This is a genomic window from Rhizobium ruizarguesonis (genome assembly GCF_017357285.1).
GTDB lineage: Bacteria > Pseudomonadota > Alphaproteobacteria > Rhizobiales > Rhizobiaceae > Rhizobium > Rhizobium ruizarguesonis.
In genome coordinates, this window is sequence record NZ_CP071678.1 from 830,356 (window position 1) to 849,736 (window position 19,381).

Genomic DNA, 19,381 nt, shown 5'->3' on the forward strand with positions numbered 1-19,381 from the left:
GGGAATGTCGTACACTGTAAAAAATCTGAACGAGGGGGATCGCGAGCTGATCGCGTTCCGCATCGGGGATCAGGAATTTTGCGTGAACATCATGTCGGTTCGCGAAATCCGGGGCTGGACCCCGGCGACCGCGATGCCGCATTCGCCGACCTATATGCTGGGTGTCATCAACCTGCGCGGCGCGGTGCTGCCGATCATCGATCTTGCGGCCCGGCTCGGCATGAAGCCGGCCGATCCGACCGCCCGTCATGTCATCATCGTCGCCCAGGTCCGGCGTAAGGTCGTTGGCCTCCTGGTCGACGCCGTTTCCGATATCCTGACGGTGACCGACGAAACCATCCAGCCGACGCCCGAAATCTCCTCCGAGCTCGAGCGTCAATTTGCCCGCGGCGTTCTCGCGATCGAGAAGCGCATGATCTGCCTGATCGAACTCGAATCCCTCTTTCCAGAGACCGAAAGCGAAGCCGCATGAGTGTAATGGGCGCAAAAGATCAGAGACAGGGATCCGACGAGGTCCTGGCGAGCGGAGAATATCCGCTGACGCGCCGCGACCTCACGGAGATCGCCGCAATGATCTATTCGGATGCCGGCATCTTCCTCAACGAGACGAAGGCGTCGCTCGTCTATTCGCGTCTTTCGAAACATATCCGCAATCTCGGTCTGTCCGGCTTTCGGGAATATTGCGACCTCGTCGCTTCGCCGGCCGGCGCCGCGCCGCGCCGCGAGATGCTTTCGCACCTGACCACCAATTTTACCCGCTTCTTCCGCGAGAACCACCATTTCGACCACCTGCGCGACCATGTCCTGCCGGAACTTCTGCAGCGGGCGAGATCGGGCGGCAGAGTGCGCATCTGGTCGGCCGCCTCCTCCGATGGGCAGGAACCCTATTCGATCGCGCTGACGGTGCTGTCGCTGATGCCGAATGTCGCGGACTACGACTTCAAGATCCTGGCAACCGACATCGACCCGAAGATCCTCGCGATCGCCCGGGCTGGCGCCTATGACGAGAGCGCGCTCGAAACCGTATCGCCTGCCATGCGCAAACAATGGTTCAGCGAAGTCGAGATACAGGGCCGCAGGAAATTCCAGGTCGACGACCGCGTCAAGCGGCTGATCACCTACAACGAGCTGAACCTGATGGCGCAATGGCCGTTCAAGGGCAAGTTCGACGTCATCTTCTGCCGCAACGTCGTCATCTATTTCGATGAGCCGACGCAGATGAAGATCTGGCAGCGTTTCGCCGGCCTGTTGCCGGAAGGCGGTCACCTCTATATCGGCCATTCCGAGCGTGTTTCGGGTGAGGCAAAACACGTCTTCGACAATATCGGCATCACGACCTATCGCTATACGGCCAAAGGTCTCGGGAGGAAGGCATGAGCGCTCCGGCAAGGGTTCTCGTTGTTGACGACTCGCCGACGATGCGGGGGCTGATCACCGCCGTCTTGAGTTCCGACCCCGAGGTCAACGTCATCGGCCAGGCCGGCGACGCGCTGGAAGCGCGCGAGGCGATCAAGCGGCTGAACCCCGACGTCCTGACGCTCGACATCGAGATGCCGAACATGAACGGTCTCGATTTCCTCGAAAAGATCATGACGCTGCGTCCGATGCCGGTGATCATGGTATCCACAATGACCCATCGCGGCGCCGAGGCGACGCTTGCGGCGCTGGAGATCGGCGCGTTCGACTGCGTCGGCAAGCCGGGGCCGGGCGAACTCAGGCCCTTCGGCGACCTCGCCGAGAAGGTCAAGGCCGCCGCGCGCACGCAACGCCAGTATTCCCAGCCTGTTGCCGCCGTGCCACCGCCCTCGGTCGCCGATTTCCGCGTCGGCCGCAAGATCGTCGCGATCGGCTCGTCGACCGGCGGCGTCGAGGCGCTGATTGCCGTGCTGCAGAAATTCCCGGCGAATTGCCCGCCGACCGTCATCACCCAGCATATGCCGCCGACCTTCACCAAGAGCTTCGCCGAACGGCTGAACCGCCTCTGTGCGCCGGTGGTGCAGGAAGCGACCGATGGTGCCCGTCTCGAAATCGGCAAGATCTATCTGGCGCCCGGCGGCGAGCGTCATCTGCAGGTCAGTGGTGCCTCGGCGCCGTGCTGCCGTCTCATTGATCGGGCGCCGGTCAACGGTCACCGCCCGTCGGTGGACGTACTTTTCGATTCGGTCGCGGAACTGGCGGGCCGCAACGCTGTCGGCGTGATTTTGACCGGCATGGGCCGCGATGGCGCCGCTGGATTGTTGAAAATGCGCCACGCCGGCGCCAGAACGCTCGGCCAGAACGAAAAAACCTGTGTCGTTTACGGAATGCCAAGGGTTGCTCACGAACTTGGCGCCGTTGAGCAGCAGCTTCCGCTGTCTGCCATCGGTGAAGAAATATTGAAAATGACAGCCGCCCGAAAGGAAGGGACCGAATAAATGTCGATCGCGGAGAAAATCAAAGTTCTGATCGTCGATGATCAGGTAACGAGCCGGTTGCTGCTCAGCGATGCGCTGACCCAGCTCGGTTTCAAGCAGATCACGTCGGCCGGCGACGGCGAGCAGGGCATGAAGATCATGGCCGAGCAGCCGCACCACCTGGTGATCTCGGATTTCAACATGCCGAAGATGGATGGCATCGGCTTCCTTCAGGCCGTGCGCACCAACCCGAACACCAAGAAGGCGGCCTTCATCATCCTCACCGCCCAGGGCGACCGCGCACTGGTGCAGAAGGCGGCCCAGCTCGGCGCCAACAACGTGCTCGCCAAGCCGTTCACGATCGAGAAGATGAAAGCGGCCATCGAAGCCGTGTTTGGAGCCCTGAAATGATCACTGAGGGGGCAGCCCGCCGCGTGCATATCATTCAGGGCGAGTACAAGGTTCTGAACGATCCGAATGCGGTCCTCTCGACCATTCTCGGTTCGTGCGTGGCTGCGTGCCTCAGAGATCCTGTCGCCGGTGTCGGCGGCATGAACCACTTTTTGCTGCCCGGTTCGGCGACGTCGCCGACATCAGGTGGCGATGCCACGCGGTACGGCGTGCATCTGATGGAACTGCTGATCAACGGTCTCCTGAAGCAGGGCGCCCGGCGCGACCGGCTGGAGGCAAAGATCTTCGGCGGCGCGAAGACGATCTCGACATTCTCCAATGTCGGTGAACAGAACGCGGCCTTCGCCGTGCAGTTCCTGAGGGATGAAGGCATTCCGGTGGTCGGTTCCAGCACCGGCGGCGAGCATGGACGCAAGCTTGAATATTGGCCGGTCTCCGGTCGTGCCCGGCAATACCCCCTGACCGGCGCCGAAACGCAGAGAACCGTCGCTCTCGAGCAGCGCCCCGCCGCTCCGCAGAAGCCCGTCGAAACCAGTATCGAATTTTTTTGATGGCGAGGATTTTCATATGACATTTAACCCGGTGATGGAGCCGCCTGCGCCTGTCGAAGCGCTGAGCGACATCCTGATGCGCATCGTGTCCGAACTGCACGATGTCGCCTACCTCATCGAGCGCATCGAGCCGCAGCTTCTCGAAATCGGCGGCGCCGAAATCCTGAATTCGCCGGATGCCATGAAGGTCATGCAGGGCATTGATCTGGCCGTGCAGAAATCGCGCGGCCTTGCCGAATTTATCGATACCATCACCGGCGAAATCCCGCACGGCTGGGCAGTCGACGTCGCGACCGCGCTCAGCCTCGTCAAGCTGGCCGAGATGCAGAAGGCTTTGGGCGGCGCCACCCGCCACGGCCATTCCCAGCCATTGAGCAAGGCAGCCGGCGACTTCGATTTCTTCTAGGGTCTTTTCGGCCCGCACCCGCTTCACGAAACGCTCGCACAAGTTTCGCCGACTATTCGTCAGATGAGGCAATAAGCCTGCTTTGTCTTTGACGGATTGTGCGAGAACAGAATGAATCTGTTAAATCAATTAGTTCAGATCTTTAAGAACTTCGGTTCCCTTGGCCGAACACGCCTGATGATTCTCGGAGGCGTCGGTGCCGTCTCCATCGCAATCGTCCTTGCGGCCGCCCTTTTCGTCAACAAGCCGGCACAGGAAACGCTCTACGTCGGTCTGGACTCGCCGGATCTCAACCAGATCAGCATGGCGCTTGCCGAAGCCAACGTCGATTTCCAGGTCGGCACGGACGGCTCCAGCATCAGCGTTCCCGCGGGGATGACGGGCAAGGCCCGGCTGATGCTTGCCGAGCGCGGCCTACCGAACAGCGCGAACGCCGGTTACGAACTCTTCGACAATGTCGGCTCCCTCGGCCTGACCTCCTTCATGCAGGAGGTGACGCGGGTTCGCGCTCTGGAAGGCGAAATCGCCCGCACCATCCAGTCGATCTCGGGTATAACGGCCGCACGCGTCCATATCGTCATGCCGGAGGTCGGAAACTTCCGGAAGGCGGAGCAGAAACCGACTGCCTCCGTCATGATTCGCGCCAGCGCCACAACTGGACGCAGCGCAGCGACCTCGATCCGCCACCTCGTCGCCTCGGCCGTGCCGGGGCTTGACGTCGATGACGTGACCATCCTCGATTCCGCCGGCCAGCTGCTGGCTTCCGGCGACGAGGCGAGCAACAGCTCGCTGAATCGTTCGCTCAACATCGTCCAGAACGTTCAGCAGGAAGTCGAATCCAACATCGACAAGGCGCTGGCACCCTTCCTCGGCATGGACAACTTCCGCTCCAGCGTCACCGCCGATCTCAACACTGACGCCCAGCAGATCCAGGAAACGACCTACGATCCCGAATCCAAGGTCGAACGCTCGGTCCGCTCGACGAAGGAAGCCCAGCAGTCGCAGCAGAAGCAGTCCGATAGCGCGACGACGGTCGAGCAGAACATTCCGCAGGCGGCTCCTGAGGCCGGCGGTTCCGCTGGGCCCGAATCGCAGGACAAATCCGACAAGCGCGAAGAACAGACCAACTACGAAATCAACAGCAAGACGACGGCGACGACCCGCAACAGCTACAAGGTCGAAAAGCTTTCGATCGCCGTGGTGGTCAACAAGGGCCGCATCGCCAAGATGGTCGGAGAACCCGCCGACCAGACCAAGGTCGATGCCTATCTTGCCGAAATGCAGAAGATCGTCGCTTCGGCGGCCGGCATCGACGCCAAGCGCGGCGACGTCGTCACCGTCACGGCCATGGACTTCCTCGAGAACCAGCTGCTCGAAGACGCCACCGGGGGTGTCCGCGTCATGGACATGCTGAGCCGCAACCTTGCCGGCATCATCAACTCGCTCGCCTTTGTCGCGGTCGCCTTCGTGGTCGTCTGGATGGGCCTGCGGCCTCTGGTGCGCAGCGTCAGCGGCAGCGGCAGCTCTACGGCTTTCGGCGACGCCAAGCCGGAAGCGGCCGGCCTCGAGCTTCCGGACTTCGCGCCTGCATCAGGAGCTGCCGGGGGCGCTCTCATGGACGGCTTCGGGTCCGATTTCGGCTTCGACAGTACCGAGGACCTGCTCAGTCTCGGCGACGACGATGGAAACTTCAATCGGCGCGTCAAGGAAGGCCCGGAACGCAAGCTTTCCCGGATGGTCGAGATCAACGAGGAACGCGCCGCGAAAATCCTCAGGAAATGGGCGATCGACGACGCAGCGTAAAGGAAAGGCCGGGCAACCGGCCTTTTTTACGTTGGTACCGAAGCTTGATTCCCTAACCGCGCATTGCTGAAAAGCCGTGACGGGAGCTGCGAGAGACTAGGTGTGAGCTTTCCGGAGGTTGTCCATTCGGAGCGGATTTAGGAGACTGGAGTTACCACACCTCAGTTTTCCAGGATCACTCCGAATGAACATCCATAAGAATGCCCGACTGACCCCGTTGCGTCGAGAGGAAATGGCTTTGGCCGTTGCCAAAGGCCAAGTGTCCAAAGCCCAGGCTTCCCGCCTTTATGGTGTCTCGTCAAAGATCGTTTCGCGCTGGGTCGAACGGTTCAGGGCACAAGGACGCGCCGGGATGGCGGACCGCTCGTCCCGGCCCAAAATCAGTCCACGTCAGACGGGTCAGTCCTTGGCAGAGCGCATCGTCGCACTTCGCCGTCAGCGCCGGACAGGCAAGCACATCGCCATGGAAACAGGCGTGTCGCCCGCCACCGTCAGCCGCGTTCTCAGGCGTGCAGGCCTGTCACGGATGAAGGATGTCGATCCCGCCGAGCCGATTGTACGTTACGAATATGCCGAGCCGGGTGGTCTGATCCATCTCGATATCAAGCGCCTCGGCCGCTTTCATCGCGTCGGCCACCGCATCACCGGCAACCGGACCGGCCAAAGCAACTCGCGTGGTGTCGGCTGGGAATACGTCCACATCTGCATTGACGATGCCTCCCGCATCGCCTTTACCGATATCTTCCCCGACGAAACCGCCGTTAGCGCCATTGCCTTCCTCAAGGCGGCCGTCACCTATTATCAGAGCCTGGGCATCACAGTCACGCGGGTGATGACCGACAACGGCGCCTGCTACAAGGCCAAGGACTTCGCAACCACCTGCAAGGCACTCGGCCTCAAGCACATCCGCACCAAACCCTATACCCCCAAAACCAACGGCAAGGCGGAGCGCTTCATTCAGACGGCTTTGCGAGAGTGGGCCTATGCATGCGCCTATCCGTCATCCGAACACCGAAAAGCCCATCTGCCAAGCTGGACCCATATGTACAATTGGCATCGTCCGCACGGCAGCCTCAAATCAAAAACACCCATCAGTCGCCTCGGCCTCAACCGAGACAACCTCTTGAGCATCCACAACTAGGCACGACAATCAGGGCCTGGAATTCGAATAAGACGATAGACCCGAGCACCGAAATGCGGCTGTAGGGAGAAATGATGAGATCGACTCGCGTAAAACGCGAAGCAAGTTGCGATACCGCCAGAATCACCTTAGCCTCCCTATATCTTGAAGGCTGGAACGGGTGATCGAATCAGTGCATTGGCGACAGCGAAAGTAAATCCCTAGAAGTCGGAGATGGTGATTTGCATCGGCTGGCTTACCCTTAGATGATTCGAAATGGGATTCGAGCGGGACTTGAATTGAATCCCTTACAGAAAAATTGCTGTTGCACCGAGTTCGATCGTTTCTCAGCCGCAGGACATTGCCAATGGATATGAATGTAATTCAGGCGAGCAAAGGCGAGAGGCAGATGGCGAATTTCGCGAGTGCGGTGGTGCCGGATCTGTTGCCACGCGATGAGCTGCTCCATCGCCTCCACGGTGTCGCTAGCACCGGCAGGTTGCAGTCTGGTTTGCGCGCATTGACGGACTACGTGGGTGCTTCGCAGTACCTTCTGGCGCGCTGCGATCTCCTTCAGGAAAGTGGCCTCGATTTCATCGTCTCGTCGGACTGGCCCTTCGACCTGGTCAGGGACATCGCCAATGATCTGGTCCGCGGTTATGCCCGCTCGACCGAGTTGGAAAAATGCATGCAGGTTTTCCAGCCGAATTTTGCTCTTCTGCCTGATAGTGCCGAAGTTCCGGACGGCGCCAGCCGCCAATATTGTTCGGTGACCTTCAATGTCGGCCGGTCGCGGCTGGCTCTCATGTTCCTGTTCGGCGAGGGGTTCATCCTTTCGCCGGAGCGCCTGCGCGATGTTGGCCTGCTTGCAGGTTATGTCGCGAGCTTCCTTCGCTGCGGTGGTACGAAAGTCGATCGCGATTTCGAATTGACCGACCGCGAGCTGGAATGCCTGTTCTGGATCGCCGAGGGCAAGACCAGCGACGAGATCGCGATGATCCTCGGAATCTCTCGCAATACCATCAATAACTACATCACCAGCGTGATGCGCAAGACGGCGACCAAGACCCGGTCCGAGGCCATTGCCTTCGCCGTCCGCAATAATCTCGTATAGGGGGATCTATGGGGTATCCATCAGGCAGGACCATGAGCAGTGCTGAGCAACTGCGCATGGTGCGTGTGAGCAGGATTTCCAGCCGGTCCGATCTTTTTCCGCGGCTGATCGCGATGCAGAAGCTCGCCGATGCGCAAGGGTTCGCAATCTTCCGCGTCAGCGGCTCGGGCATTCCGGCAAAGCAGCGGCTTGTCTGCGAGCTCGAGAACTGGGGGTCTTCCAATGCCGGTTTCGGCAAGGCCTTCACGGACGCTTATGGCGATATTCTTCTCGACCATATCGACAAATCGCTGCTGCCGCTGTCATGGGCCGGCGGTTACGACCGTGCGGCACCCGGTCCGGCAGACTTCTCGCCGTTCATGACGCGGCTGCAGGACGGTATTCTGCCTTTCTCCGGCCTTGCCTTTCCGGTGCGGCTCGGCGCCGTCGGCAATGGTTTCATCCTTTTCACCGGCGATGAGCTCGATCCCTCGAGCGATACCATCGTCGAGCTGCACGGTCGCTGCTGCCATATCATGATGGATCTGCTCTCGCTCGACGAACGCCGCACGGCTGCCGCCGAGGCGCTCAGCGAGCGCGAGATCGCCTGTCTGCAGCTTGCCGGCGACGGCCGCATCAGCGAAGAGATCGCCGACAAGCTCGGCCTGTCCGTGCACACCGTGAACGCCTATCTCGGTTCGGCGACCATCAAGCTCGATTCCGTCAATCGCATTCAGGCGATCGCCAAGGCGATCCGGCTCGGCTATATCAGCTGAACGCGCGTGCCGTCCCTTACAGCGCCGCACGTCTTCTCCGACGCGCGACAGCATGTCGCGCAAAACTGTGCAGCGGTTTTGCGATAACGACAGGCGTAAAAACAAAGACCTAAAGCGCGACAAGCGAATCTGAAAGATCGCGACGCGCTGTAGGACGCTGTAACGCTTTGAATTGCCAGGCGACTGAAAGCTTGGTTGTCTTGAAAGAGATCAGCCGGCCAGCGCCTGAGGCGGCTGGTTGACGCTGTAGCGCGCTTCCCGAAGGCTCTTTTTGAGGAAGATGGTGTTCTCGTCGGGATCGGCCGAGGGGTTCTGGAAGGCGATATGATTGATCTCGATGCCGGCGTGGTCTTCGGCAAGGGTGAGCTGTGCGTAGACGGTGACGCCGCGTGGCTTGATTTCCAGATCGAGAACGACTTCGGGCTTGCCGCCCCATTCCAGAGTATAATTGCCGCCCAGGCCGAAATTCACCGTGCCTGGATGAAAGAAAAGCTCCGCCGCCGAAGCGACGAGATCGGAAAGGTTGCCGTAATACTCGAAGCGCAGCAGTGAAATAAGGTCAGAAGCATCCAGAAGGCGCAGTTCAGTGGCGACCGGGCTGATCGCGTCTGCGAGGATCTTTTCACGCTGGGTAGAGTGAGGGCATTTTTTCATTCGGCTTATCTGACCCGTTTGTTCTTGGCGTCTGCAGCGTAGACCCGGTGGATGAGCTCCGCAACCGCCTTATAGAAGACTGACGGGATGACACTATCGATCGAGACTTGCGCAAACATGGAGCGCGCAAGCGGCGGATCTTCGAACACCGGTATGCCGTTCTTCTCGGCGATCTCCCTGATTTTGAGCGCGATGAGGTCCTGACCCTTGGCCAGCACCACCGGCGCGTCGTTCTCTTCACGCGCGTAACGCAGCGCCACCGCATAGTGCGTCGGGTTGGCAATGACCAGCGTTGCACGGTGCACGTTGGCGATCATGCGCCGGCGTGCCCGGTCGCGCATCAGCGAGCGCTGCCGGCTCTTGACGAAGGGGTCGCCCTGCGCCTGCTTGTTTTCTTCCTTTATTTCGTGCCGCGTCATCTTCAGCTCGGTGAACCAGTGATGGCGCGTCCAGAAAAGATCGGCGATTGCGACGATCGCAGTGGCGATCAGCATGACGATGATGATCTTGCGCATCGCCGCCATCATTCGCACGAGAATCGTCTGCGGATCGGAGAACATCGCGTCGATCGAGCTGAAATATTCGCTCCTGAGCACGAAGAACAGGATCACCCCGACGATGACCACCTTGAACAGCGACTTGCCGAATTCGACGAGGCCGGGCAGGCTGAAGAGCCGCGACCAGCCTTTGATCGGCGAGATACGCGAGGCCTGTGGGCGGATGCGTTCGAGCACCGGAGTCGGCAGGTTCTGGAAGACGGAGGAGGCAACGCCGAACACCATAAACAGGATGAAGGCGGGCGCCAGCAGCGCCGCACTTGCCCAGCCGAGCCGCCCGAACAGCGCCAGGACATCCGGCCCCGTCTCGATCTTCCATTGGTCGGGCTGTTCGAAGATGTCGCGCAGCGTTTCACTCATGCGTCCGACGCTGTCGGGAAGGAAGAATACGAGGTAAATGAAGGTAGCGAGGATCGTCGCAAAGATCGAAAGTTCGCGCGAAAACGGCACGTTGCCCTTTTCCGCGGCATCGGTTTGCTTTTTCGCGGTTGGGGCTTCTGTTTTGCTGTCCTTGTCATCGTCTGCCAAGTCGCGGCCCTCCGTCAAAGAAATAGGCCGCAGCTAACGCATGTCGCCCAAAAACGTGCAGCGGTTTTGGGATGACGACATGCATCAAAACAAAGACCTAAAGCGCGTCGCACGAACCGAGTTCTATGCGACGCGCTTTAGAGCGCAGCCTGTTGCGGGAAGGGTAGCCGCCTGTGGCACGGCGATCAACAGCCGCCTTTCGGCATGCCGGATTTGTCAACAGTCTCGAAGAGCCAAAGCATGTCGCGCAAAAGTGTGCAGCGGTTTTGCGATAACGACATGCGAAAAAAATGACCTAAAGCGCGAGGAGCGAATCTCAAAGATCGCGACGCGCTTTAGGCGGCCGCCGAAGCGTCGCCTTCCTTTTCCTTGAGCTCGATCTGGCCGGAATTGGCCAGGCGAATGGCTTCCTGTGCCACGGCGCGGCGGGCAATCGCGATCTCGCGCGGATTGACGCCGCCCATGCCGCTCTGCAGATCCGATTCGATCATGCGGCGCTGGCGTGGGCTGATGGCGGAGAGAACCGATTCGCGGATCTCGGGCGGCGACCCGCGCAGCGCGACGGTGAGCACATCCGTCGAGATGTCGTTGAGCAGCATGACGCGGCTGCGCTGCGGCATGTACATGAGGTCCTCGAACAGGAAGATCTTCGGGCGAACCTTGTTGACCGACTCGCGGCTGATCGATTCGAGCGAGGTGAGCAGCGTGTCGACCTGCGGCTTGTCGAGTTCGTTCATCAGATCGGCGACCTTCGTCGAACCGGCCGCATTGCGCTCTGCCTCGACCTCGGCAAGCAGCGTCATGACCTGGTTTTCGATGATCTGCGCAGCCTTCGGGCTGACCGCCTTCATGTTGACCGTTCTGTTCATGATGTCGGCGCGGCGGTTGTCGGGAAGCTGCAGCAGCACCTTGGCGCCGAAGGAGGAGGGCATCATCGATAGAATATAGGCGACGGTCTGCGGATGTTCGCGCAGCAGGAACTGCGCGACGAATGTCGGCTCCGCCTCGCTGAGGCGATCCCAGATCGAGGTTTCGTAGGCCTGGAATGCGGTGCGGCGGCCGAGCAGGCTGTCGACCTCGTCGGGCGTCAGGCCTTCTTCCAGAATGGCCTCGATCGCCTTGGCGTTGTCCATCAGTCCGGCGCCCTCGGTGAAGAGGTCTTCGAATTCGGAGACGAGCAACAGCAGCTCGTCCGGCGGAATGGCGCGCAGCGACTGGGCGGAAGAGATAATGGTCTGCAGTTCGGCCTGGGTGAAATATTTCAACAGCCGGCCGGCGACTCCCTTTCCCATAGCGAGAAGAACAGCCGCTGCCTTTTCAGCCTGGGTCAACGGTTTCCCGGCTAGCGCGCCGCCGAAATCGTCAAAGTCCATCATGGTCTAACCTCTCCGTCCCACACAGGGATCAGGCTTTTTTCGTACTCAAAACTTCTATCAGTTTCACACCGAATCGCGTGTCGTCGTTATCAAGCACCGTAATCTCGCCGCGGGCAATCCTGCGGCCATTCACCATGATCTCGACCGGTTCGCCGATCTTCTTGTCGAGGGCGATCGTCGCCCCTTCATTGAGGTTCATCAGGCCGGAGACCTGCATCCGGCTGGTGCCGAGCATGATCTGGACGTCGATAGGGATGTCCATGATCAGGTCGAAGTTGGAATTCAAAGCGCTGCCGAGCGGGGCCGGCGACGCCTCGAAGGAGGAACTGCTGCCGAAATCCATGCCAGCCGCCGGGCTGGCATCGCCACCGCCGAAATCGCCGCCGAAATCGTCGCTGCCAAACGGACTTTCCGAAGCCTCGCCGCCGAAGGCCGCCAGGTCCGTTCCTGCTGCGAAGGGGTCGCTCTGCAGGTCGGCGCCAAACTGCGACAGGTCGCCGTCGGCATCCTGCTTCAGCACGCCGCGCAGATCGTCGATCGCCTGATCGAGATCGGCTTCGCTGCCCGGAAGATCCTGGGAGAGGTCACTGTTCTGCTGTGTTTTCTTCGTAGCCATGAAATCACTATTCCAGTTGAAACTTGCCTCAAACTGCCTTTGCAGCCCAAAAGCCAGAGAACCGATTAATTCATTAAATGACGGATGAGTTCGTCATCCGAGTTCATCGTATCCTTGACGCGGACCATGTAATTTTCGCCTGAACGCCCGAACTCGCACACATACAATTCCTTGCTGTTGGCGCTGACCTCGACGCGCACATCGCCGTGATCGCGGAACGGAATGACGTCGCCGACCATCAGCTTCGATATTGTCCGCAGCGTCAAGTCCTGCAGCCTGATCTTGGCCTCGAGCGTGACATGTGAGCGGCGGACTTGGTCGCCGAGCTGTTCGGTCCATTCCGCTGAGTTGCTGCTGGCCTGGCGTTTCGGCTTCGGCGGCGTCACCTTGGTCTTGAGCAGTGCCGTCTGCGGAACGATCAACGAAAATTCCGAAACGATGCCGGCAAGCGTGATCGACATGTTGATGGCGGCCGCGAATTCATCCGGGCGATCCTCCTGCGGCCGGGCGCGCATGTCATAGGCGTGCGGGGCCGAAAGGCTCGGTTCGAAACCGCCCGGCGCGTTGACGGCCGAGCGCAGCACCTTGGCGATCTTGTCGAAGACCATGACCGCCAGATCGAGCTCGATGATCGAAAGCAGCCGGTCGGCCGGTTCTTCGATCGTATCGGCTGTGGCGCCGAGCAGATGCTCCATCAGCGTGATGACGAAGCCGTTGCCGCAGGCAAGCGTGATGTTCTGCGACCAGTTGCGCAGCGTCGCGTCGACGAGTGTGACGTTCGCGCTCAGGTCTTCGATGAGGTGATTCTTGTAGCCGATCTCGCAGCCGAGATAGTTGACCGTCACGTCGAGGCCGGTCTCGCTTTTGATGACGTCGGGAAAGAATTCGCTGTAGATTTCCCCGAAGGAGCTGCAGATCTTGGCGACTCTGCCTCTGTCGCCAAGCCCGCCTGTCAGCTTGGCGAGGAGGGCAGGATCCATTGCCGGTTTATCATGCGAAGCATTGCTCATAGTCATTTAAGCCGCCTTGTTTTCGCCACCTGGGTTCATCATTTCCTGCTCGACCGCATCGATGGACGGACGCTCGTAAGCCGAGATCGTCTTGCGGCCGTATTCGAGCGCGACCTGCGGCACCGAGCCGTTCATATAGGCAAGCAGCGTCTGCTTGACGATGACGTAGAGGCGGTGCTGCTTGTTGCGCACGACCTTGATCTGGGAGACCAGCGGCGAGCAGACGCAGTAGGACAAGAGAATGCCGAGGAAGGTGCCGACGAGCGCCGAGCCGATCAGGTGGCCGAGCACTTCGGGCGAATCGTTGATGTGGGCCATCGCCTTGATGACGCCGAGAACCGCCGCAACGATGCCGATCGCCGGGAAGGAATCGCTCATGATCTGGATCGAGTGGTAGGGCTTCATCTTGTCGTGCATGATGGTGTTGAGCTCTTCGTCCATCAGCGCCTCGATCTCGTGGCTGCGGGCGTTGCCGATGATGATCAGGCGTACGTAGTCGCAGATGAACGCCGTCAGCTCCTTGTTCTTCAGAACCGTTGGAGCCGACTGGAAGATCGTCGATTCGGCCGGATTGTCGATATGGGCTTCGATTTCGTTTCGCGACTTGGTGCGCAGGTCGCGCATCAGCGAATAGAGCACGCCGAGCGTGTCGAGATAGTTGCGCTCCTTCGGCACGGCGTGCCTGAAGGCTTCGCTGAGCGCCTTGCCGGAGTCCTTCACCACCTTCATCGGGTTCGCCATGATGAAGCTGCCGAGGCCGGCGCCGCCGATGATGAGGAATTCGAAGGGCTGGAACAGCGCGTCCACTTCGCCGCCCATCGCCATGAAGCTGCCGACGATACAGCCGCAAGTCACTATAAATCCGATAATGATATTCATCGTCAGCCCAATCTGAACGTTGCTTTTCTTTGAGACGGATAGGGTTTCTGCCTTGCGTGAGGCTGATGAAAGGCCCGATCGCCAAGCATTTCCGCGTGCCAGCTTCGCGCAAGCATCTGCCGTCACTCTAAAGGAGACGAATGGGTGCCCGCACCCGTTTCTGAGATGCCGCCTCAGCGAAATCCCGGCCGAACCACATCAGACGACGCCCGGCTTTTCGTCCCGTTCATCGCCAATGCTTGGAGCTTACCGACATGCAATCCGGTCTTTATGTTTCTCTGTCGTCGCAGATGGCCCTCGAAAAACGTCTGAACACCATCGCAGACAACATGGCGAACGTGAATACGACCGGTTTTCGCGCCACTGAGGTGAAGTTCGACGAGATGGTGGCGAATACCAAGAACAAGCTGAACACCAAGGTCGCCTTCGTTTCCCAGGGCAACGACTATCTGAACGAGGGAAACGGCGAACTGCAACACACCGGCAACATGCTCGATTTCGCCATCAAGGGTGATGCCTGGTTTTCGCTCGATACGCCGGCCGGCCGCGTGTTGACGAGGGATGGCCGCTTCACGATCAAGGAAACCGGCGAACTTGTTTCGATCCGGGGATATCCGGTTCTTGATGCTGGCGGTGCCCCGATCCAGCTCAACACCAAAGGGGGCGAGCCCGCCGTCGGCACCGACGGCATCATCTATCAGGGCGGTCGCCAGGTCGGCTCCCTCGGCCTGTTTGAGGCCGATATCAGCAAGGGTTACCTGCGCTACGAAAACAGCGGCATCATGACCACCGACCAGCCGCGCGCCGTCGTCGACCGCTTCAATGTCGGTGTCGAGCAGGGTTATCTCGAAAACTCCAACGTCAACGCCATGCGTGAGATCACCCAGCTGATCGAAGTCAACCGCGCCTTCGAAAGCGTCTCGTCGCTGATGCGCGACAGCGAAGATTCCTTCAAGGAAGCCGTCCAGACACTTGGGGGCAGCCGCTAATGCATGTCGCCCAAAAGTGTCCGGCGGTTTTGGGAGGACGACATGCACAAGAACAAAGACCAAAAATACGTTGCATGCAGCAAGCTGCACGCGACGTATCTTAGGGCGAAAGTTGAAGCATGAGCACCACGCTACTGTCTGAGGACGGCCTTTCCCCGAAGCTGGCGCATCTGGCTGGCCTCGTCGACCGATACGCATCGCCGGAGTTTGCGGTTGCCCATGGCGGTCGCGTGCAGACCATCGCCGCCGGCCACTACACGGTTCACGGTCTCTCCCGCCATGTTCGTCTCGGCGAGTTCGTGGCCCATAAATCCGCGACCGGCATCCATCTCGGCGAAGTCGTGCGCGTCGAACCGGAACTGATCTATGTCTGCCCGATCGAACCCGGCGAGCCGATCGGCATCCACGATACCGTGATCCGCAAAGGCGCCTTCCGCATTTCTCCGTCGGACAGCTGGTGCGGGCGCACCGTCAACTCGCTCGGCGAGCCGATCGACGGGCTGGGTCCGATCACCGAGGGGCTCGATCGCCGCTCGATCTCCAATACCGCGCCGCCCTCGATGACCCGCAAGCGTGTCGAGACTGGCTTCAAGACCGGCGTGCGCGCGATCGACATCTTCTCGCCGCTCTGCCTCGGGCAGCGCCTCGGCATCTTCGCCGGCTCCGGTGTTGGCAAGTCGACACTTCTGTCCATGCTCGCCCGCGCCGATGCTTTCGACAAGGTTGTCATTGCGCTCGTCGGCGAACGCGGCCGCGAGGTGCGCGAATTCATCGAGGATACGCTCGGCAGCAATATGAGGAAGGCGATCGCCGTCGTCGCAACCAGCGATGAGAGCCCGATGCTGCGCAAGATGGCGCCGCTGACGGCCGTCACCGTCGCCGAACATTTCCGCGACAAGGGCGAGAACGTTCTCTTCATCGTCGACAGTGTCACGCGTTTCGCCCATGCGATCCGCGAGGTGGCGACCGCCTCCGGCGAGCCGCCGATCGCGCGCGGCTATCCCGCTTCCGTCTTCACCGAGCTGCCGCGCTTGCTGGAACGCGCCGGCCCCGGCCCCGAGGGCACCGGCACCATCACGGCGATCATCTCGATCCTTGTCGACGGCGACAATCACAACGACCCGATTGCCGATTCGACGCGCGGCATCCTCGACGGTCATATTGTCCTGCAGCGCAGTCTCGCCGAAGAAGGGCGTTATCCTCCGATCGATCCGCTCGCCTCGATCTCGCGTCTTGCCCGCAAGGCCTGGACGCCGGATCAGGAAAAGCTGGTGTCGCGGCTGAAGGTGCTGATCCATCGTTTCGAAGAGACGCGCGACCTGCGCATGATCGGCGGTTATCGCCAGGGTGCCGACCCCGATCTCGACATGGCGATCAAGCAGGTGCCGATCATTTACGACGTTCTGAAACAGTCTCCGGGCGATCGCGACTCGCTTGATGCCTTCGCCGATCTCGCCGGCGCACTCAAGGCCGCAGCCGGTATGGGCAATCAGGGCGCACCCATTCAGAGGAGAGGCTAGACGTGGCTGAATTCGACGACGAACGCATCGCTTCCCTGAAGCAGCGCAGGAAAACCGTCATGCTGGATCGGCTGCTGACCTTCAGCGGCCTGGCGCTCGCCGGCGCCTCCGCTTTTTTCCCCTGGTACGTATTCTTCAACGCGGACAAGTTCGGCATCAACGTTGCCACCAGCAGCAATTCGCGCGAACTGCCGGATTGGCCGGCCCGCAACGTCTTCAGCGTCTCGCCGCTTGCCATGGTCAACAAGAACGAGGGAGACAAGAAGGCCCCGCCGATCGATCCGCTGACGACCGCAACGGTGTCTGATCTCGGCAAGGAGCGCGATGGCGGCCCCATATTGGAGGAACAGCCCTTCCCCGGGAAGTCTTCTTTTCGCCTGCTGCACGTCTCCAACGGCCGGGCGCTGATCGAGGATCCCTCCGGCATGTATGTGGTGCGCGTCGGCTCGATCCTGCCCGACGAGAGCCGCCTTGCGACACTCGAGCAGCGCGACGGCAAATGGGTGATCGTCACCTCAAAGGGCGAGACCTACCAGAACAACTGAATCTGTCCGCAAAGCCAGGCAACAGGGCTCCGCCGCGAACCGGCCGGAGCCCCTGTTCTTTTGCCCCTGTTCATTCGATAGCGGCGGCGTTCGCAGAAAAGCGTCTCGAAGCCTGAATTCCCGTAAGTCCCACGCAAGATTACCGCACTAGGTTCGGGACAGTAAAAACGGAGAGTTTCATGCAACCAATCCAACTTTTCGACTTGGCTTCGCGACAGGCGGAATGGCTGACGATCCGTCAGCAGGTTGTTGCCGGCAACATCGCGAATGCCAATACCCCGAAGTTCCACGCCAAGGACGTCACGCCCTTTGACGCTGTGCTCGACAAGTCCGACATCGCCATGGCGCGCACCAATCCGGCGCATCTCAGCGGTAACGATTTCAGCAACAGCGGCGATATCGACGTCAAGGAAGCTGCGCTCGACCAGGAAATCGGCGTCCAGGAATCCGGCAATACGGTCGGTTTGGCCGAGGAGCTTTCCAAGTCGGGCGATATCAAGCGCCAGTACGATCTGAACACCTCGCTGGTCAGTTCCTTCAATCGCATGATGTTGATGACCGTCAGAAGGTAAAGTCATGGATCCGCTTTCAGCAGCAATGAAAATCGCCGGTTCCGGGCTCGAGGCGCAGTCGACGCGGTTACGCATCGTCTCGGAAAACATCGCCAACGCCCGCTCGACCGGCGACACGCCCGGCGCCGATCCCTATCGCCGCAAGACGATCACCTTCGGCCAGCAGATGGATCGCACCAACGACGTAGAGACCGTCGGCGTCAAGAAGGTCGGCGTCGACGAAGGCGATTTCAGCACTGAATTCGATCCCAGCAATCCGGCTGCGGACAAGAAGGGTGTCGTCAAACTGCCGAACGTCAACATCCTGGTCGAGATGGCCGACATGCGCGAAGCCAATCGCTCGTATGACGCCAATCTGCAGACCATCAAACAGACCCGCGATCTCATCTCCTCCACGATCGACCTCCTGAAGAGCCAATAATCAATGATCAGCAGCGTCCAGAATGTCAGCAACCTGTCGATGACCCGTGCGCTTGGCGCCGTCGACACCGAAAATTCCGCCTCGTCCTCTGTCGCCACCATGCCGGGCACCGCAGGTGCGGCCAATGGCATGAGCTTCGCCTCTATCATGGGCAACATGGCGAGCGATGCGGTCAACAGCCTGAAGGGTGCGGAAAGCATGTCCTTTGCCGGTATCAAGGGCACAGCGACGACGCGTGAAGTCGTCGATTCCATGCTCCAGGCCGAGCAGACGCTGCAGACCGCGATTGCCATCCGCGACAAGGTCGTCTCGGCCTTTCTCGAAGTCACCAAGATGCAGATGTAACTGATTTGAGGACGAACACATGAGAGCGCTCGCCATCGCAGCAACGGGTATGGATGCCCAGCAGACCAATCTGGAAGTCATCGCGAACAATATCGCGAACATCAATACGACGGGTTTCAAGCGCGCCCGCGCCGAATTCTCGGATCTTCTCTACCAGACCGAACGTGCCAAGGGTGTCGCCAACCGCGCCAACCAGGCCGTCGTTCCGGAAGGTGCCAATATCGGCCTCGGCGTCCAGACCTCGGCGGTCCGCAACCTGCATCTCCAGGGCGAACTGACCCAGACCGGCAACGATCTCGACGTGGCGCTGATCGGCAAGGGCTTCTTCCAGATCCAGTCGACCGACGGTACGACGCTTTACAGCCGCGCCGGCGCCTTCAACAAGAACGACCAGGGCCAGCTCGTCACCATCGATGGTTATGAGGTCCTTCCCGGCATCACTATTCCGACGGGCTCGACCGAGCTGACGATCAGCCGCTCCGGCCAGGTTTCAGCCAAGCTGCCGGGTGCGACGGATGCGACCGTACTCGGTCAGTTGACGCTTGCCGACTTCGTCAACGAGGCGGGTCTCCAGCCACTCGGCGACAATCTCTTCCAGGAAACGCCGGCCTCCGGCGAAGCCGTCATCGGCAATCCCGATGAGGAAGGTTTCGCTTACATGAAGCAGGGCTATCTGGAATCTTCGAACGTCGACCCGGTGAAGGAAATCACCGAGCTGATCTCGGCACAGCGCGCTTATGAAATGAATTCCAAGGTGATCACCACCGCTGATGAAATGGCCTCCATCGTCAGCAAGAACCTGAAGTAAGGGAAGGG

Annotated in this window: 23 protein-coding genes; 17 read left to right on the plus strand and 6 right to left on the minus strand. The window is 60.2% G+C overall.

What is annotated here, in order from left to right; all coding sequences use genetic code 11:
• The first annotated feature begins 4 nt into the window (after window positions 1–4).
• The 10 genes from J3P73_RS04035 to visR all read left to right on the plus strand — a co-directional run bounded on the left by J3P73_RS04035 (window position 5) and on the right by visR (window position 8,553).
• Window positions 5–472 carry a chemotaxis protein CheW gene (locus J3P73_RS04035; protein ID WP_018072552.1) on the plus strand — a complete coding sequence of 156 codons (468 nt, stop codon included), beginning with the start codon at window positions 5–7 and terminating at the stop codon, window positions 470–472.
• Window positions 469–1,377 carry a protein-glutamate O-methyltransferase CheR gene (gene cheR, locus J3P73_RS04040; RefSeq protein WP_017992932.1) on the plus strand — a complete coding sequence of 303 codons (909 nt, stop codon included), beginning with the start codon at window positions 469–471 and terminating at the stop codon, window positions 1,375–1,377. Before J3P73_RS04035 ends, cheR begins: the two co-directional genes overlap by 4 nt.
• Window positions 1,374–2,414 (plus strand): protein-glutamate O-methylesterase CheB, encoded by a 1,041-nt coding sequence (gene cheB, locus J3P73_RS04045; protein ID WP_018072554.1) that lies wholly within the window; start codon window positions 1,374–1,376, stop codon window positions 2,412–2,414. The genes cheR and cheB overlap by 4 nt, the downstream gene beginning before the upstream one ends.
• Window positions 2,415–2,804: a response regulator gene (locus tag J3P73_RS04050; protein ID WP_003556488.1), complete on the plus strand. Its 390-nt coding sequence runs from the start codon at window positions 2,415–2,417 to the stop codon at window positions 2,802–2,804. It abuts the gene before it with no gap.
• Entirely contained in the window at window positions 2,801–3,355 is a 555-nt protein-coding gene (cheD, locus tag J3P73_RS04055; RefSeq protein ID WP_003545509.1) for a chemoreceptor glutamine deamidase CheD, read from the plus strand. Before J3P73_RS04050 ends, cheD begins: the two co-directional genes overlap by 4 nt.
• 16 nt (window positions 3,356–3,371) lie before the next feature.
• Entirely contained in the window at window positions 3,372–3,761 is a 390-nt protein-coding gene (gene cheT / locus J3P73_RS04060; RefSeq protein WP_018072555.1) for a chemotaxis protein CheT, read from the plus strand.
• Window positions 3,762–3,872: 111 nt separating this feature from the next.
• Window positions 3,873–5,564, plus strand: a complete 1,692-nt coding sequence (fliF, locus tag J3P73_RS04065; RefSeq protein ID WP_207579778.1) for a flagellar basal-body MS-ring/collar protein FliF — start codon at window positions 3,873–3,875, stop codon at window positions 5,562–5,564.
• Window positions 5,565–5,748: 184 nt separating this feature from the next.
• Complete coding sequence (locus J3P73_RS04070) at window positions 5,749–6,705, plus strand: IS481 family transposase (protein WP_130771931.1); 957 nt, start codon at window positions 5,749–5,751, stop codon at window positions 6,703–6,705.
• A gap of 346 nt (window positions 6,706–7,051) precedes the next feature.
• On the plus strand, window positions 7,052–7,798 hold the full coding sequence (gene visN, locus J3P73_RS04075; protein WP_075224312.1) for a transcriptional regulator VisN: 747 nt from the start codon (window positions 7,052–7,054) through the stop codon (window positions 7,796–7,798).
• Window positions 7,799–7,806: 8 nt separating this feature from the next.
• Window positions 7,807–8,553, plus strand: a complete 747-nt coding sequence (gene visR / locus J3P73_RS04080) for a transcriptional regulator VisR (RefSeq protein ID WP_130685925.1) — start codon at window positions 7,807–7,809, stop codon at window positions 8,551–8,553.
• A gap of 210 nt (window positions 8,554–8,763) precedes the next feature.
• On the opposite strand, the gene J3P73_RS04085 is transcribed toward visR, so the two are convergent.
• From J3P73_RS04085 to motA, 6 genes are all read right to left on the minus strand, one after another.
• Window positions 8,764–9,207 (minus strand): hypothetical protein, encoded by a 444-nt coding sequence (locus J3P73_RS04085; RefSeq protein WP_024320946.1) that lies wholly within the window; start codon window positions 9,205–9,207, stop codon window positions 8,764–8,766.
• Between the two features lie 5 nt (window positions 9,208–9,212).
• Window positions 9,213–10,292, minus strand: a complete 1,080-nt coding sequence (flhB, locus tag J3P73_RS04090) for a flagellar biosynthesis protein FlhB (RefSeq protein ID WP_024320945.1) — start codon at window positions 10,290–10,292, stop codon at window positions 9,213–9,215.
• Window positions 10,293–10,627: 335 nt separating this feature from the next.
• The gene (gene fliG, locus J3P73_RS04095) at window positions 10,628–11,668 is read right to left on the minus strand and encodes a flagellar motor switch protein FliG (RefSeq protein ID WP_003556501.1); all 1,041 of its coding nucleotides are present in this window, start codon (window positions 11,666–11,668) and stop codon (window positions 10,628–10,630) included.
• A 28-nt stretch (window positions 11,669–11,696) separates the two neighbouring features.
• The gene (gene fliN, locus J3P73_RS04100; protein WP_130690831.1) at window positions 11,697–12,284 is read right to left on the minus strand and encodes a flagellar motor switch protein FliN; all 588 of its coding nucleotides are present in this window, start codon (window positions 12,282–12,284) and stop codon (window positions 11,697–11,699) included.
• Window positions 12,285–12,349: 65 nt separating this feature from the next.
• Complete coding sequence (locus tag J3P73_RS04105; RefSeq protein ID WP_130771114.1) at window positions 12,350–13,300, minus strand: FliM/FliN family flagellar motor switch protein; 951 nt, start codon at window positions 13,298–13,300, stop codon at window positions 12,350–12,352.
• Complete coding sequence (gene motA / locus J3P73_RS04110) at window positions 13,301–14,173, minus strand: flagellar motor stator protein MotA (protein WP_003556508.1); 873 nt, start codon at window positions 14,171–14,173, stop codon at window positions 13,301–13,303.
• Window positions 14,174–14,427: 254 nt separating this feature from the next.
• On the opposite strand from motA, the gene flgF reads away from it, so the two are divergent.
• From flgF to flgG, 7 genes are all read left to right on the plus strand, one after another.
• On the plus strand, window positions 14,428–15,162 hold the full coding sequence (gene flgF / locus J3P73_RS04115; protein ID WP_017967023.1) for a flagellar basal-body rod protein FlgF: 735 nt from the start codon (window positions 14,428–14,430) through the stop codon (window positions 15,160–15,162).
• Window positions 15,163–15,281: 119 nt separating this feature from the next.
• Entirely contained in the window at window positions 15,282–16,682 is a 1,401-nt protein-coding gene (gene fliI / locus J3P73_RS04120; RefSeq protein ID WP_018493761.1) for a flagellar protein export ATPase FliI, read from the plus strand.
• A gap of 2 nt (window positions 16,683–16,684) precedes the next feature.
• Window positions 16,685–17,227, plus strand: coding sequence for a hypothetical protein (locus J3P73_RS04125; protein ID WP_018072564.1), 543 nt, complete (start codon window positions 16,685–16,687; stop codon window positions 17,225–17,227).
• 179 nt (window positions 17,228–17,406) lie between these two features.
• The gene (gene flgB / locus J3P73_RS04130) at window positions 17,407–17,799 is read left to right on the plus strand and encodes a flagellar basal body rod protein FlgB (protein WP_018072565.1); all 393 of its coding nucleotides are present in this window, start codon (window positions 17,407–17,409) and stop codon (window positions 17,797–17,799) included.
• Window positions 17,800–17,803: 4 nt separating this feature from the next.
• Window positions 17,804–18,220, plus strand: a complete 417-nt coding sequence (gene flgC / locus J3P73_RS04135; protein WP_018072566.1) for a flagellar basal body rod protein FlgC — start codon at window positions 17,804–17,806, stop codon at window positions 18,218–18,220.
• Between the two features lie 3 nt (window positions 18,221–18,223).
• Window positions 18,224–18,565 (plus strand): flagellar hook-basal body complex protein FliE, encoded by a 342-nt coding sequence (gene fliE, locus J3P73_RS04140; protein WP_018072567.1) that lies wholly within the window; start codon window positions 18,224–18,226, stop codon window positions 18,563–18,565.
• A 19-nt stretch (window positions 18,566–18,584) separates the two neighbouring features.
• Window positions 18,585–19,373 carry a flagellar basal-body rod protein FlgG gene (gene flgG, locus J3P73_RS04145; RefSeq protein ID WP_018072568.1) on the plus strand — a complete coding sequence of 263 codons (789 nt, stop codon included), beginning with the start codon at window positions 18,585–18,587 and terminating at the stop codon, window positions 19,371–19,373.
• Window positions 19,374–19,381 lie beyond the last annotated feature (8 nt).

Coding starts and splice junctions, on each gene's coding strand:
- cheR (WP_017992932.1), top strand. CDS start 469: ATGAGTGTAATGGGCGCAAAAGATCAGAGACAGGGATCCGACGAGGTC.
- J3P73_RS04070 (WP_130771931.1), top strand. CDS start 5,749: ATGAACATCCATAAGAATGCCCGACTGACCCCGTTGCGTCGAGAGGAA.
- fliN (WP_130690831.1), bottom strand. CDS start 12,284: ATGGCTACGAAGAAAACACAGCAGAACAGTGACCTCTCCCAGGATCTT.
- J3P73_RS04035 (WP_018072552.1), top strand. CDS start 5: ATGTCGTACACTGTAAAAAATCTGAACGAGGGGGATCGCGAGCTGATC.
- flgF (WP_017967023.1), top strand. CDS start 14,428: ATGCAATCCGGTCTTTATGTTTCTCTGTCGTCGCAGATGGCCCTCGAA.
- fliF (WP_207579778.1), top strand. CDS start 3,873: ATGAATCTGTTAAATCAATTAGTTCAGATCTTTAAGAACTTCGGTTCC.
- cheT (WP_018072555.1), top strand. CDS start 3,372: ATGACATTTAACCCGGTGATGGAGCCGCCTGCGCCTGTCGAAGCGCTG.
- J3P73_RS04050 (WP_003556488.1), top strand. CDS start 2,415: ATGTCGATCGCGGAGAAAATCAAAGTTCTGATCGTCGATGATCAGGTA.
- fliI (WP_018493761.1), top strand. CDS start 15,282: ATGAGCACCACGCTACTGTCTGAGGACGGCCTTTCCCCGAAGCTGGCG.
- fliG (WP_003556501.1), bottom strand. CDS start 11,668: ATGATGGACTTTGACGATTTCGGCGGCGCGCTAGCCGGGAAACCGTTG.
- flgB (WP_018072565.1), top strand. CDS start 17,407: ATGCAACCAATCCAACTTTTCGACTTGGCTTCGCGACAGGCGGAATGG.
- cheD (WP_003545509.1), top strand. CDS start 2,801: ATGATCACTGAGGGGGCAGCCCGCCGCGTGCATATCATTCAGGGCGAG.
- flgC (WP_018072566.1), top strand. CDS start 17,804: ATGGATCCGCTTTCAGCAGCAATGAAAATCGCCGGTTCCGGGCTCGAG.
- J3P73_RS04105 (WP_130771114.1), bottom strand. CDS start 13,300: ATGACTATGAGCAATGCTTCGCATGATAAACCGGCAATGGATCCTGCC.
- J3P73_RS04085 (WP_024320946.1), bottom strand. CDS start 9,207: ATGAAAAAATGCCCTCACTCTACCCAGCGTGAAAAGATCCTCGCAGAC.
- flgG (WP_018072568.1), top strand. CDS start 18,585: ATGAGAGCGCTCGCCATCGCAGCAACGGGTATGGATGCCCAGCAGACC.
- fliE (WP_018072567.1), top strand. CDS start 18,224: ATGATCAGCAGCGTCCAGAATGTCAGCAACCTGTCGATGACCCGTGCG.
- cheB (WP_018072554.1), top strand. CDS start 1,374: ATGAGCGCTCCGGCAAGGGTTCTCGTTGTTGACGACTCGCCGACGATG.
- motA (WP_003556508.1), bottom strand. CDS start 14,173: ATGAATATCATTATCGGATTTATAGTGACTTGCGGCTGTATCGTCGGC.
- visN (WP_075224312.1), top strand. CDS start 7,052: ATGGATATGAATGTAATTCAGGCGAGCAAAGGCGAGAGGCAGATGGCG.
- visR (WP_130685925.1), top strand. CDS start 7,807: ATGGGGTATCCATCAGGCAGGACCATGAGCAGTGCTGAGCAACTGCGC.